At 46.1% G+C, this 14,774-nt stretch carries 10 protein-coding genes and 1 tRNA gene; 4 read left to right on the top strand and 7 right to left on the bottom strand.

Features of this window, described 5'->3' with window-relative positions; translation table 11 throughout:
• Nucleotides 1–9 precede the first annotated feature (9 nt).
• A complete protein-coding gene (locus tag DXE33_RS01000; RefSeq protein WP_231970279.1) occupies nt 10–1,086 on the bottom strand; it encodes a cell division protein ZipA C-terminal FtsZ-binding domain-containing protein in 1,077 nt (358 codons plus the stop codon).
• Nucleotides 1,087–4,608 carry a chromosome segregation protein SMC gene (smc, locus tag DXE33_RS00995; protein ID WP_114639678.1) on the bottom strand — a complete coding sequence of 1,174 codons (3,522 nt, stop codon included), beginning with the start codon at nt 4,606–4,608 and terminating at the stop codon, nt 1,087–1,089.
• Between the two features lie 190 nt (nt 4,609–4,798).
• On the opposite strand from smc, the gene dapD reads away from it, so the two are divergent.
• The 3 genes from dapD to prmB are packed head-to-tail and all read left to right on the top strand — an operon-like array spanning nt 4,799 to nt 7,731.
• Complete coding sequence (dapD, locus tag DXE33_RS00990; protein ID WP_114638254.1) at nt 4,799–5,626, top strand: 2,3,4,5-tetrahydropyridine-2,6-dicarboxylate N-succinyltransferase; 828 nt, start codon at nt 4,799–4,801, stop codon at nt 5,624–5,626.
• Nucleotides 5,627–5,641: 15 nt separating this feature from the next.
• Nucleotides 5,642–6,793, top strand: a complete 1,152-nt coding sequence (gene dapE / locus DXE33_RS00985; RefSeq protein WP_114638253.1) for a succinyl-diaminopimelate desuccinylase — start codon at nt 5,642–5,644, stop codon at nt 6,791–6,793.
• Nucleotides 6,794–6,834: 41 nt separating this feature from the next.
• Entirely contained in the window at nt 6,835–7,731 is an 897-nt protein-coding gene (gene prmB, locus DXE33_RS00980) for a 50S ribosomal protein L3 N(5)-glutamine methyltransferase (RefSeq protein WP_114638252.1), read from the top strand.
• 5 nt (nt 7,732–7,736) lie between these two features.
• Here the strand turns inward: prmB and radA are convergent, their stop codons facing one another.
• The 3 genes from radA to DXE33_RS00965 are packed head-to-tail and all read right to left on the bottom strand — an operon-like array spanning nt 7,737 to nt 11,480.
• Nucleotides 7,737–9,101 carry a DNA repair protein RadA gene (gene radA / locus DXE33_RS00975; RefSeq protein WP_114638251.1) on the bottom strand — a complete coding sequence of 455 codons (1,365 nt, stop codon included), beginning with the start codon at nt 9,099–9,101 and terminating at the stop codon, nt 7,737–7,739.
• 31 nt (nt 9,102–9,132) lie between these two features.
• Nucleotides 9,133–9,591, bottom strand: coding sequence for a hypothetical protein (locus DXE33_RS00970; RefSeq protein ID WP_231970278.1), 459 nt, complete (start codon nt 9,589–9,591; stop codon nt 9,133–9,135).
• 47 nt (nt 9,592–9,638) lie between these two features.
• Complete coding sequence (locus tag DXE33_RS00965; protein WP_114639677.1) at nt 9,639–11,480, bottom strand: potassium transporter Kup; 1,842 nt, start codon at nt 11,478–11,480, stop codon at nt 9,639–9,641.
• Nucleotides 11,481–11,749: 269 nt separating this feature from the next.
• On the opposite strand from DXE33_RS00965, the gene DXE33_RS00960 reads away from it, so the two are divergent.
• Nucleotides 11,750–11,826, top strand: a tRNA-Met gene (locus tag DXE33_RS00960).
• A 101-nt stretch (nt 11,827–11,927) separates the two neighbouring features.
• On the opposite strand, the gene DXE33_RS00955 is transcribed toward DXE33_RS00960, so the two are convergent.
• Together DXE33_RS00955 and DXE33_RS00950 are read right to left on the bottom strand one after the other, a co-directional pair.
• The gene (locus DXE33_RS00955; RefSeq protein WP_114638249.1) at nt 11,928–12,299 is read right to left on the bottom strand and encodes a glycine zipper family protein; all 372 of its coding nucleotides are present in this window, start codon (nt 12,297–12,299) and stop codon (nt 11,928–11,930) included.
• Nucleotides 12,300–12,339: 40 nt separating this feature from the next.
• Nucleotides 12,340–14,772 carry a DNA internalization-related competence protein ComEC/Rec2 gene (locus DXE33_RS00950; protein WP_231970277.1) on the bottom strand — a complete coding sequence of 811 codons (2,433 nt, stop codon included), beginning with the start codon at nt 14,770–14,772 and terminating at the stop codon, nt 12,340–12,342.
• Nucleotides 14,773–14,774: the final 2 nt, after the last annotated feature.

The raw sequence follows: 14,774 nt of genomic DNA, 5'->3' as shown, positions 1-14,774 counted from the left end.
AGCAATTTCCTAGCTAAATAATCTGCTAGCTGTAGAAGATCCAGCTGGAACACCAAATTTCTCAAGATTGGCATAAAGAGTATCTAGATGTTGACGGATACTAATAATCGCAGCTCCACTGAGATTAATACCGTTGTCATCGACCAATCGACCGTGCCCAGTATGCGCAATTTCAACACCCTCAGCCAACATTCTTTCAAATGCGCGCTCTTCTTGATTAATCAAAGGAACCTCTAAAAGCAAAGTCAACTGGCTTACTGCCTTATTGGGATCTAAATCGGCACTTACAAAAATCAATTCGCCGTTGCTACAGAATTCATAGTGACGACCATTGCGAGCCAAGCGAAAGCCGCGTTGACGCATTAAGGCATCAAAATTTCCCCAAGGGCATGGTTCATCAAATGAAACATTAATGCTGAGCTGAATATCGCTTTCAGCTGCCATCGCGTCCAACTCTTTCGCGCTATCGAGCATCGTATTGACGCTAAGCATATCAATCTGCGAACCCAAAGTATCAGCTAAAGCTTGGGCACGCGAGCAGAAATCCGAGAGCTCTAACACACCAATTGCACCACGACGACTTGCTAATTGAATGGCCAATTGCAGCTCAGAGTAAGAAGCCTCAGGTCTTAACTCTTCCCATTCCTCTGCAGAGTCTGCATCAGCGTTAAGACCTTCACATATCCAACGCGCACCGGATTGACCTTGAATATCAGCCCAATCTTTAAGCTCATTCAGGATTTCTGTGCCGCTGATGCTTTCATCAAAACGCAATGTGATGACGCAATCAATACGTGGGTCAATCACAAATTTTTCTGGAATGGCAGGGGTTGCAACTACGGCAGGAGAAAAACCTGGCTCAATGCGATCGGCCGTATCGCTATCAGCAAACCCTGTACCAAAACTGGGTTCGCGACCAAAGCGATCCGAAGCGGTGGACTCACTTTGCTCAACTGCCTTGCGACGAGCACGTGAATATCGAATATTCATTACCGCCACTAACACTAGTATTAATAAACCGATAGCAGCAAGTGCAAATTGCAAATCAGACAAACCCAACATCGTCATGATTTGTTCTACGTACACTTAAGCAGCCTCCACCATCGATACAGCCGATGAAATATCCACCGCAACAATGCGGGAGACGCCCTGCTCTTGCATGGTGACACCAATCAACTGATGAGCAATTTCCATAGTGATCTTGTTGTGTGAGATAAATAAAAACTGGGTCTTATCTGACATTTTGGCAACTAGCTGAGCGTAGCGCAAGGTATTTGCATCATCTAATGGTGCATCGACCTCATCGAGTAAGCAGAATGGTGCTGGATTTAAAAGGAAGAGTGAAAAGACCAATGCAATTGCAGTTAAAGCCTTTTCACCACCCGAGAGCAAGTAGATACTGCTGTTCTTCTTGCCTGGAGGCTGAGCCATTACCTGAACACCGGAATCTAAAATCTCTTCACCAGTCATTACCAGCTCAGCATGACCACCGCCGAATAACTCAGGGAAGAGTTTTCCAAAGTGGCCGTTCACTTGATCAAAGGTGCCCTGCAAGAGATCGCGAGTTTCTGCATCAATCTTCGCAATCGCATCAGTCAGGGTCTGCATTGCCTCATTCAAATCGGCAGATTGCGCATCTAAGAATTGCTTACGTTCACGTGAGCTAGCCAATTCATCCAAGGCAGCCATATTAACTGGACCTAAAGACTGAATCTCAGTATTCAAGCGATTAACTTCAGTTTGCAGTGCGCCCACTTTCAGGTCGGGGCTAAAGTTTGCTTCCAGCGCTGTGAGATCAGCTTCAGCATCAGCCAACAAAGTAGCAAATTGCTCATAATTCAAACGAGCAGCTTGTTCACGTAATTGCAAATCAACAACCTTGTCACGCATTGGCTGCAAGCTACGCTCAACCTGCATACGAGCCTCATCAGCTTCTCGTAATTGATGTAACAGCGCATCTTGTTCGGTACGAGCGTTTGCGAGAGCAGCCTCTTTAGCACTACGAGCCAATAATAAACCTTGCAACTTATCTTGCGCTTCTTCGTCACTCAGAGTCTCAAGCTCTTGAGTTGCCAGATCATACTTATCTTGAATTTCCATGATTTGAGTGCGAGCCGTACTCTGATCGCGCTGCAAATCGGCAATACGTTGCTGCAATGAGCGTGTCGCAAATGCTGCTTCTTGGGCTGCCATTTCAGCAACGCGCAATGACTCACGCAAGCGATCGCGCTCTTGAGTAGCCAGCTCTAATTTTTCTTGAGCTAATGCCAAAGCCTCTTGCAAACCTTGCTTGGAATCTTCTGATTCTTGCAGCTCTCTTGTGGCCTGCTCTTGAGTCTGAGTCAGTTGCTCACTTTGCTGACGCAACTCGGCAAGCTCACCCTGAATCTGTGCGGCACGTTGACTGTATTGCTCTTCAGCTTGAGTCAACTGCATTCTCTCTACTTCAAAACCATGGGCTTCTTGAACAGCATGCTCAGCATTCAAACGCGCTTGCTCAGCTGCTTGATGAGCGGCTTGGTAATTAGCAACACATTGGTCTAACTCACCCTGCAATTCGCTTTGCATGAGTTGTTGTGCGCGCAATTGCTTTTCCAAGCTTTCCATCTCTTGCGCGCGAGCCAACATGCCTGCTTGCTCAGAGTCAGCCGCATACAACTGAACACCAACACGACTAACTAAATAGCCTTGTTGAGTAACAAACGCACCGCCAGCCGGTAATTTTTCACGACGATGCAAAGCATCTTCGAGACTAGAGGCAATATAGATATTGTCTAACCACTCTTGCAATACAAATGTCAGTCTTGCCGCGCCCGCACTTTGTACGCGGCTGAGCAATGGAGTGAAATCCGCTGGCGCTGACGTATGCGCAGGGGTAATTTCTTCAGTTAATAGAATGGCTAAGCGGCTTGGCGGAGCATCATTAGCCAAAGCTAAAGTTTCTTGAACACTCTTTGCAGTTACTGCAGCCAAACGCTCACGCAACACAGACTCCAGCGCTGCTTCCCAACCACTCTCTACCTTTAGCTCTTGCCAAAGGCGTTTGCTCTCTTTTAGGCCTTTGCTTTCAAGCCATGGGCCAATCTTGCCTTGAGCTTGTACGCTTGCCTGCAAGGCAGCCAAAGCAGTTAATTTTGCTTCGGTTTGTGCCAAATCTTGATTAGCAGTCTGAATCTTTTGTTGAGCAGCATTACGGGCCTCATCAGCAGCGGGAACGCGTTGCTGAGTCTCGCCTGCGCGCTGCTTAGCTTCCTCAACTTTACGTTGCGCCATCACATGACGATCGTTAGCCATTTGCAATGCCTCTGCATCTGGTCTTCGCATCCCATCAAGCTCATTAATCAAACGTGACTCGCGACCTTTGAGCTCATCTGACTGCGCAGACATTGCACGAATACGCTCACCCAAACTTGCCAAACGTTGGTCAATAGAGGCTAGTGTATCACGCGCTTGATTAAGGTCGCGAGTAGCAGACTGATAATCTTCTTCGCGAGCAGGCATCTGCTCTTGCAAACCATTCAATTCAATGAGCAACGCTTGTTCTTTTTCTGAAGCCTCGCTGAGCTCATATTCAGCAGTACGTTGCGCTTGAGCAGCATCTGTTTCTTGCACCGTCCAACGTTGTAATTGAGCTTGCAGATCTTGAGTTTGTTGTTGCAGACGTTGACGCGCTTCTTGCACATAATGAATCTGAGATTCAACCTGGCTCACTTCAGAATTGGTTTGATACAACTCACCTTGAGCTTCAGAAACTTTGTCTTGCAAAGCATACTGTTGAGTACGCATAGTTTCAAGCTCTGACTCAGCATGGCGCAGCTTTGCAGTCTGCTCTTCCAGGTTGACCTGGGTATCACGAATACCATTGGCATGACGCTCCTGCTCTTTACCAGCCTCAGTCTGACGCACAAACCACAATAATTGTTGTTGTGATTTCATTTGCGCTGAAAGCTCGGCATGACGCTCAGCAACCGTAGCTTGTTTTTCTAAGCGGGTTAACTGTTGGTCAAGCTCACGCAGAATATCTTCAACGCGCGTTAAGTTCTCTACAGTATCTTCTAAGCGTGCTGCAGTCTCTTTACGACGCTCTTTATATTTAGAGACACCAGCCGCTTCTTCCAGAAATACCCGCAACTCTTCAGGCTTCGCTTCTAAGATGCGATTGATCGTACCTTGACCAATAATGGCGTAACCTCTTGGACCCATACCAGTGCCCAAGAAAATATCTTGAATATCCTTGCGACGTACTACTTGATTGTTGACGTAGTAACTAGAATTTCCATCACGCGTGAGAACACGTTTAATACCCAATTCAGTAAAGGCACTCCACTGACCTTGTGCACGACCCTCTGAATTGTCAAAAATGAGCTCTACACTGGCACGTCCAGATGGCTTGCGCAAACCTGAACCATTAAAAATAACGTCCTGCATGGATTCACCACGCAACTCACTAGCGCGAGATTCACCCAAAACCCAACGAACAGCGTCAATAATGTTCGACTTTCCGCAACCGTTAGGTCCCACCACGCCAATTAATTGGCCGGGCATTTCAAAGTGAGTTGGGTCAACGAACGACTTAAAGCCGGAAAGTTTGATGGATTTCAGTTGCACGGCGTACTTTGCAGGGACGTACTTTGCAGGGAAAAAAGGGTTCAAATAAGAAGGTAAAAAATTTACAGCTAAAGTGGGAAGATGATAGCAAGCTTGGGGCTCCTTAGACGCGTTTTTGCCCCATCGATACAATGATAAATCTACCTTCAGGGACAAAATCCCTTAACAATCTTATAGTTAACATAAAAGCATGAGCCAATCACCACAAAGCATCATTGAACAAGCCTGGGAAAACCGCGCAGACCTCTCACCAAACAGTGTCCCTGGGGATATCAGAAACGCTGTAAATGCAGTCTTAGAAGGCTTAAATGCTGGCACTATTCGAGTTGCAGAGCGCCAGAGCGTTGGCAAGTGGGAAGTAAATCAATGGGTTAAGAAGGCTGTTTTGCTTTCTTTCCGCCTTGAGGACAACCAGCCAATGAGCGCTGGGGGCTATACCCAGTTCTACGACAAGGTTCCAAGTAAGTTTGAGAATTACACCGCAGCTGACTTTGCAGCAGGTGGATTCCGTGTGGTTCCCCCTGCTGTAGCTCGCCGCGGCTCATTTATCGGCAAAAACGCTGTTTTAATGCCTTCCTACGTCAATATTGGTGCCTATGTAGGTGAAGGCACCATGGTTGATACTTGGGCAACCGTGGGTTCTTGCGCACAAATTGGTAAAAATGTTCACCTTTCTGGCGGCGTAGGTATTGGCGGGGTTCTCGAGCCAATTCAAGCTGGTCCAGTAATCATTGAAGATAACTGTTTCATTGGCGCCCGTTCTGAGGTTGTGGAGGGCGTAGTGATTGAAGAAAACGCTGTTTTATCTATGGGCGTATACATCGGTCAAAGTACCAAAATTTACGATCGTGAAACTGGTGAAGTACATTACGGCCGAGTTCCAGCTGGCTCAGTGGTAGTTCCAGGCTCGCTTCCATCTGCGTGCGGTAAATACAGTTTGTATGCTGCAATCATTGTGAAAAAAGTAGATGCTCAAACTAGAGCAAAAACTGCCATCAACGAACTGCTGCGCGACTAAGACAAAACATAAATCATGAGTGCCACCCTTGAGCTAACTAAAGCTCTCATAGCCTGTCATTCCGTTACTCCGGCTGATGGTGGCTGCCAAGATCTGATTGCAAAAAGGCTTCAGGCAATTGGTTTTCATACTGAGAGTGTTATTAGTGGGCCTGAGAATTTTCAGGTAACCAATCTCTGGGCCATTAAAAAAGGTTCTGCAGGTGACCAAGGCAAAGTACTCATGTTCGCCGGTCACACTGATGTAGTGCCAACTGGCCCTCTAGAAAAGTGGACAAGCAATCCATTCACACCGACGATTCGTGATGGCATGCTTTATGGCCGCGGCGCTGCAGATATGAAGACCTCATTAGCAGGCTTCGTAGTAGCCACCGAAGAATTCATCGCCAGCCATCCAGATCATCAAGGCTCTATTGCTTTTTTAATCACTAGCGATGAGGAAGGTCCAGCGAACGATGGTACCTTAATCATGTGTGAGCGCCTTCAAAAGCATGGTCAGCGCTTGGATTACTGCGTCATTGGCGAACCTACTTCCGTCGATCGCTTAGGTGACATGATCAAAAATGGTCGTCGTGGATCTTTATCCGGAAAACTCAGAATCAAAGGAATTCAGGCGCATATTGCCTATCCACATCTGGGCAAAAATCCGATTCATTTATCTGCACCCGCAATTGCTTCCTTGGTACAGACAGAATGGGATAAAGGCAATCAATACTTCCAGCCCACTAGCTTTCAAATCTCGAATATTCATGCTGGTACTGGTGCCAACAATGTGATTCCTGGCGAACTCACGATTGACTTTAATTTTCGCTTCTCCACAGAGAGCAAGCCAGAGCAATTGCGCGAGCGTCTTGAAACCATTTTGAAAAATGCTGGTTTAGATTTTGAGATTGATTGGGTTTTAGGTGGCAACCCCTTTATCACTGGCGATGGTGACTTAGCAGGTGCTCTGCGCCAATCGATCAAGGCTGAAACACAAATAGATACAGAACTATCGACTACTGGCGGCACTAGTGATGGTCGCTTTATTGCCAAAATCTGCAAAGAAGTTGTGGAATTCGGGCCATTGAATGCTACTAGTCACAAAATTGATGAGTGCGTGATCGTTGACGACGTTGAGCCACTCAAAAACATTTATCGCAATACACTTGAGCAATTGATTGCTTAAGATTCTGCCCACCGATTTCATCAAACCATACCCAATCCATCATGGACCCTGAGCCTTCTCAAGCCTTTACCGTCAATCAGTGCATCGATGAAGTTGCACAAAAACTAGATGCAGCCGATTTATATTATGGGCATGGCGCAATTGATGCGCACAGCGAAGCTTTGTGGATTGTCAGTAAGCAACTCGATCTCAGTCCCGCCGAAACACTCGACCATTTGGAAGATTCAATATCCGATCACCAGCATCAACAAGCTATAGCCATAGCGCAAACCAGAATAAGCTCTCGTAAACCACTCGCCTACATTTTGGGCGAAGCATGGTTAATGGGTGTGCCATTTTTCTGTAGCGAGCAAAGCATTGTTCCGCGTTCATGGATTGCTGAATTAATTGTTGATGGTTCATTAGAACCTTGGCTACCTGCTGATGGCAAAGCCCTCGACTTATGTACAGGCAATGGCTCATTAGCAATCTTACTCGCACTGTCATGCCCCGATATTCACGTGAGCGCATGCGACATCAGCATGCCTGCGCTGGCAGTTGCAGCTCGTAACGTTGATCGTCATGGACTAAGCTCTCAAGTAGAATTGCTTGATGGTGATCTATGGGAGGCATTACCAGAGCCCAATGAAGAAAATCTATTTGACCTCATTATTTGCAATCCACCCTACGTTAACGCTCACTCCATGAGCTCGCTGTCACCGGAATATCATGCCGAACCTATTCTAGCTTTGGCGGGAGGTGATGATGGCATGGACATAATCCGCAAAATCATTGCCCATGCTCCAGATTACCTCTCTGAACGTGGTGCTCTATTATTAGAAATCGGCAACGAGTACGAAAACTTTAAAAAAGCGTTTCCACAAATACCGGCAATCTGGATGGAAGTATCCGCAGGGGAAGAGCAAGTGCTGCTGATACAAGCAGAAGACTTGAGATAAAAAATTTAGCTCAACTCTGCCGCTGCAGCGATTGCTTGATCGATGCGCTCAACGGAGATGACTTTGAGTCCTGGGATTTTTGTCTTAGGCGCATTGGCTTTTGGAATAATAGCTACAGTAAATCCCAACTTGGCAGCCTCCTTTAAGCGCTCCTGGCCTCTTGGGCATGGACGAATCTCACCAGCTAAGCCAACCTCACCAAACACAATCAATTCTTTTGGTAATGCACGATTACGAATCGATGACTGAATCGCTAATAGTACGGCAAGGTCAGCGGCTGGCTCGGAGATCTTGACGCCACCAACCGCATTTAAAAACACATCTTGATCAAAACAAGCGACTCCAGCATGGCGGTGTAGAACCGCTAAAAGCATTGCTAAGCGAGCCTGCTCTAAGCCAACAGCGAGGCGCCGTGGATTGGGAACATGCGCAGTATCCACCAGAGCCTGAATCTCAACCAATAATGGCCTGCTTCCCTCTTGAGTCACGAGCACGCACGCGCCCGGAACCATCTGCTCGTGCTGAGATAAAAAGATAGCCGATGGATTGGTGACTCCTCGAAGACCTTTTTCGGTCATCGCAAATACGCCCAATTCATTGACAGCTCCAAAACGATTCTTAATGGAACGCACCAAACGGAAAGAGGAGTGGGTATCCCCCTCAAAATAGAGAACCGTATCAACAATATGTTCTAAAACGCGCGGCCCAGCCAAATGACCATCTTTGGTCACATGACCCACCATCAATACGCAAATACCGCTGGCTTTGGCAGCACGGGTTAACTGCGCCGCACACTCTCGCACCTGGGCAACTGATCCGGGTGCAGAACTTAACACCTCAGAGTACAAGGTTTGAATCGAATCAACTACTAGAACCTGAGGCTTAACGGTATCCATTATCGAAATCAGTTTTTCCAGCTGGATTTCAGCTAGAACTTCAAGCTGAGGCGCATCTAGCGCAATACGTTTAGCACGCAGAGCAATTTGTGCCGCAGATTCTTCGCCGCTGCTATAAAGAACATTCATGCCGGCAGTACTCATCTCTGCAAGCGCTTGTAGAAGTAATGTAGATTTACCAATACCCGGATCGCCACCAAGCAAAACTACTCCACCAGGAACAAGACCGCCACCCAATACGCGATCAAACTCTTCAACACCCGTACTAAAGCGCGGCAAATCTTCGGCGCTAATCGCAGATAATTTTTGTCTTGGTAAAGATTGCGCCAGACCCTGAAAACGAGAGTTGGAGATAGTCTCTGGAAGACCCTCTTCCATCGTATTCCAGGCTTGACAAGATGGGCACTGCCCTTGCCACTTAGCAGATGTTCCGCCACAGGACTGGCAGATATAAACCGTTTTAACTTTAGCCAAGAGCTATCTCAGTATTAAATTATTGAGTATATTAATCAAGCTGAGTGCCAGCTTTATTTTCTTGAGCACGCTTAGGCGCGTCCTTGCGACGCTGCTCCAGGTCTGCCGCTCTAGCAGCTGCTGCTTTTTGCTTTTCTTCAAAGTCACTTTGATTTTTAGCACGCTCAGCCGCTTTTTCAGGTGATGCACGCTCAGCCGCACGCTTAACATCCTCCTGATCTTTTAGACTTTTTCGCAAGCCACGCTGAACTTCATGCAATGCGCGTTCTTGCTCGGTAATCGGATCAATTTCTTTACGATACTGAGTTCTCGCATTACTTAAACAATTATTGACCCAATAATTTTGGTAGCAGTCAGTTAACGCCTTATTCCAGCGATACTTGGCCCAGTCCCGCTGAAGCTCTAACTCTTGTTCAATTTTGTTTAATTGATCTAACTCAGCCTGCTCAGCAGGAGTTGCCGAAACAATCCCACTGAAAGCACTGAGCAATAAAAATATTCCTGCGAATATTTTCGCACGAAGACAAAGTTCTTTTCTCAAATCTCGACTTTCGCACCTAATTCCACTAATCGATTGGCTGGAATTTTGAAGAAGTCAGATTGACGACCAGCATTTTGATACATCCAACAGAATATGCGCTCACGCCACATAGCCATCCCTGGAATCTCGGTTGAAATAATCGTGTCTCGAGAAAGGAAGAAAGAAGTGTTCATCATGTCAAACTTCAAATCAGACGCCTTCTGTAATAGTTCGATGATCTGACCCATGTCTGGCGTTTCATTAAAGCCGTATACGGCACGCACCACATAAACGCCATTTCCGAGATCACGGAAAGTAATGCGCTCTTCATCCTTTACATAAGGAACATCCCAAATGCTGACCTTGAGGAAAAAGACTCTCTCATGCAGCACATGGTTGTGCTTGAGGTTATGAAAAAAAGAAACCGGCACATAATCGACGTGGGCAGTTAAAAATATGGCCGTACCTTCTACGCGATGAGGTGGGTGCTGCATTAAAGCTTCAATAAAGCCCTTGAGTTCAATACCATTATTGACGGCGTTTTGACGCAGCAATTTGCGACCCTGATACCAAGTCATGAGCAATAAAAAGCAGGCAGAGCCAAGCAGCAAAGGAAACCAACCGCCCTCCATGATTTTCAAAAGATTAGCGGTCAAAAAGGCGAGGTCAACAGCCAAAAAAGCACCAATCAACAAGGTCACCAGCAAACGACTCCAATGCCAAACAACCCGCATCACAATGGCAGCCAAGAAAGTAGTCACAATCATCGTGGTAGTTACAGCAATGCCGTATGCAGCGGCCAAGTTTTCTGATTTCTTAAACGCCAACACCACAGCAACTACCAAAATCAACAGCATCCAATTAACGAAAGGCATATAAATCTGACCAATCTCACGATCAGAGGTATGGCGCACTTTCATACGTGGCACAAAACCGAGCAAGATGGCCTGACTGGTCATTGAGAACGCACCAGAAATGACAGCCTGAGAAGCAATCACTGTGGCAGCAGTAGCCAATATAACCAAGGGAAAGACGAAGCCCTCGGGAACCATCAAGAAAAAGGGATTATTAATCGTTTCTGGATTATTCAAGAACATGGCACCCTGGCCAAAATAATTCAACAGCAAGCATGGCATCACGATAAAAAACCAACCCATACGAATTGGTTTAATTCCAAAGTGGCCCATATCAGCATATAAGGCTTCGGCTCCTGTCAATACTAAAAATACGGCACCTAGAACAATAAAGCCTTGTAGGGCATGCTCATCCATAAAACGAATAGCGTGCATGGGATTAACCGCACCAAAAATAGCTGGGTTCTGAACCACCTGATGCAAACCCATTAAACCAATAACAACAAACCAAATCACCATGATGGGCCCAAACAACTTACCCACAACATCAGTTCCTGTTTTTTGAATGAAAAACAAGATAACCAATATCAAAATTGTGATCGGCATCACATAACGAGTCAGATCTGGGGAGATTACCTCTAACCCCTCGACCGCTGAAAGAACCGAAATGGCCGGGGTAATAATTGCATCACCATAAAACATGCATGCGCCAAAGACGCCAGCCATGATGATTAATAAAGATCTCTTGGAACCAGTGGGCGCTGTTCTCAAGGCAAGTGCCATCAGAGCCAAAATACCACCCTCACCATGATTGTTTGCTCTCATCACAAACAATACGTATTTCAGCGACACTACAATCGCAAAAGCCCAGAACACCATGGAGATAACGCCATATACAGCATCCGCAGAAAATGGAATGCCATGATCAGGGCTAAAACATTCTTTAAGGGCATACAGTGGGCTGGTGCCAATATCACCAAAGACCACACCAATGGCAGCAAACATGAGCGCAATTGAAGCCCCCTTTTTTTTATGGGAATGACCTTCGCGAGAAATCTCCACCGGCCTTAAGAGTGATGATTCAGAAAACTCCGGATTACTGACAGACATATATCGATCCTAGCGGGTTATTGCGTGGCAATAGGCAATATATTACTCCCTATAAATGCCAGTCAAATGGCAAAAAACCGCCTATTTAAGCGTTATTTGCAGGAAAACCTCGACAGAGAGCCCCAAAAAATGGTAGAATTTCGGAATTCAGACAGAGACAGAGACGCGGGGTGGAGCAGTCTGGCAGCTCGTCGGGCTCATAACCCGAAGGTCGTAGGTTCAAATCCTGCCCCCGCAACCAGTAATTCTGTTCTAAGCCCTCAATTTTTAAGGGCTTTTTGCTTTTTAGGCAATCAAAAAAAGTTTGATCACCTAGTCTTTGCCCGCATCTTGCTTGGGGGGTTAATTTAAAACCCTGTAACCCCTGCCACTCAAACATCTCTTCACTACAGCCTCTTGGGACTGATTTCCCGAAAAAGCGCCGCCTGCTCCGCCAATAACAGCGCCCGCACCAGCCGCCTGAGCAATACCAGATGCATTTCCACCGGTGACCAGCCCCAAAAGACCGCCAACTACTGCACCAGCCCCAGCACCTTTAGCTGCTGTTGAACCCATGCCCGATTGATCTTTTGCGTATGCCTGACATTCCTGCAAATCTTTTTCATACGCAGACTCATTCACGCCTTTCATATCTACGATCGGCCGGACATCAGCACCCGCACAACCCACAAGAACTGCCGTAGTTAATGCAGTAAGGGTTAATAACTTATTCATTTTCAAATCCTCTCGTTACCAACATCATTAGATTGATGAATTAGTAATCAGCACTTCGGTGCCATATACGTTTTATATCATGTCGCCAAAATTGAGTCGATGATTTTTCATTTGCTCTAAATGTCCATATTTGTGCACCTGTTTTAGGGGTTTGATAAAAAGGGATATGTAAGCTCTCATACCGAGAAGTTACCGATGGATGCGGATGTCCGTAACGATTGCGATATCCGTTTTGCGCAAATGCAAAATTAGGGCTCAATCTAAATAACAACTCTTGAGATGAGGAAGTCTTACTGCCATGGTGTGGCGCCATCAAAATTAATTCTCTATCTCTGATTTCATGAAGAGCATCTTGATCAAGGCGGCCGATGATTTCTTCCTCCCCCAGTCTTTCAACATCACCAGTAAGCCATAGAGATGACTGCTGATTCCGCACCTCCAGCACACAACTCATTTCATTTGGCTTCATCGGGTATTCAGATTGAAATAACGTTTCTTCATGTGGATGCCAGACAAAGAAATCTACTCCATCCCAGCTCCAGCTCTGCCCATAGCGACAAGGTATGCTTGGAATTTTTCTTGCTCGTAAATTCTCTAACAGAAAATTGTGAGTAGGCAAAGACCCCATCATAGAATCAAATTGGAGATTCTGTATCAAAGATACAGCTCCGCCAACATGATCGCTATCACTATGGCTAATTACCATTCGATCAATGTGATCAATTCCTCTACCTTGCAAATAAGGAAGAATGATGCGTTTACCTGCATCATCTTTTTTTCCTTGGATGGGACCAGTGTCATAAAGCAATTTCTTATGCGCTGTCTCAATTAACACCGCTGTACCTTGCCCAATATCCAAAATAGTCGCCCTAAACTCACCTGAGTTAAGTGACTTGGCTGTTGAACCAAACGCTGGCATGAACATGATCGCCAAGGGAAATAATGCAATCAGTCTTTTGAACCAATCATCCAGCATTACCCCGGGTCGAATGGAATAGACAATGCCGATACATGAAATTACTATCACCCACCAAGCAGGCTGGCTAGACCATATCACCGCCCAACTCCAACCAGCCATCCATTCCAAGACAAGGGCTAGATATTGCATTGAGTCATGAGCAAGAGTCAGCAACAAGCGCCCAATAAAATCCGGTAGTAAAGCACCTGCAATGGCAAGTGGGGTAACGACATAACTTACCAATGGAATTGCCAATGCATTTGCTAGTGGTGACACAACAGATGTTTGATAAAACCAAAATAAAGTAAAAGGCAATAGCGAAATAGTGACAACCGCTTGAACACGACACGCTTCACGTAGAGCCTGCTTAATCCTCTGACACCAATCAACATCCAACTCCTTGCCGGTGGGGATTCCTAGTAGCCCAGCAGAATCCCCCATTGCATACAGAATGGCAGCAACCGCCCCAAAGGAAAGCCAAAAGCCCGGGGTATACGGCGCCATTGGATCAATAATCAAAACAAATGCCAAAGCCCACCACCAAATATCAAATGATCTTGGATTTCGGCCAGTCCACAGCGCAAATGCAACGACTCCAACCATATACATAGTTCTTTGGGCTGGAATCTGAAATCCCGCTAACCATGCATAAATAAACGCAGTCAAAAACCCAGCGGCTGCAGCAAACTTACTAACAGGAATCAGAATAGGCCAGTGACGACGTCGCCAAAAACCTGCCGCAAGCATTGCGCCAACACCAGCTAACATCGTGACATGCAAACCCGATATGGAAATGAGATGCCCTATTCCAGTTGCGTTAAAAACGCGCCAATCCTCTTGATCAATGGCATTTTGATCGCCCATGACCAAAGCAATCATCACACCAACATAACGAGCATTCTCAGGTAACAGCGATTTGATTTTTCGGCGAAGCGACCATCGGGCTAATTCCATGCGCAGTTCAAACTCAGTAAAACCAATATCCCCAGGATTCAATAACTCTCCAGCTTGAACAGAACCGCTCGCACCATAGTTTTGATGAAAGGACCAGCGTTCAAAATCAAAAGTATGCGGATTGAGAGATCCGTATGGCCGCTTTAATTTGGTTTTGAATTTCCATCGCTGACCCGGAACAATCTCGGGAATTTCTTGCGTATTTCGCCATGCAGGTTGCCAACTTAAATAGATTTTTCTTGGAAACTGAGCTAATTTCTCTTTGCCTAAAAAAACTTCATCAAGCTCAAATGCAAACTTAGCGCCAAAAGAGCTACCCTGAGGAAGAGCAGCCACTCTACCAATAATAGTTAATGGCTTACCCTCCAATTCTGGGGCCAATAGATTTGCAAGACGGCGTTCGGTATAAGCTGCATTCCAAGCAAAACCCAGATTAAATAAGAAAATGCCTACCAAGACTTGCTTAACTAGGGTGCCTGGAGATAGATGGATTAGGAGGGTTAAGCATATTGCACCGATACAACCACTCACCCACATCCAATTGATTGGCAACTGCGGCAAAA

This window comes from Polynucleobacter necessarius (genome assembly GCF_900096765.1).
Taxonomy (GTDB): Bacteria; Pseudomonadota; Gammaproteobacteria; order Burkholderiales; family Burkholderiaceae; genus Polynucleobacter; species Polynucleobacter necessarius_F.
The sequence above is the reverse complement of the archived record's forward strand: the minus strand, read 5'-3'. Positions and strand labels throughout refer to the sequence as shown.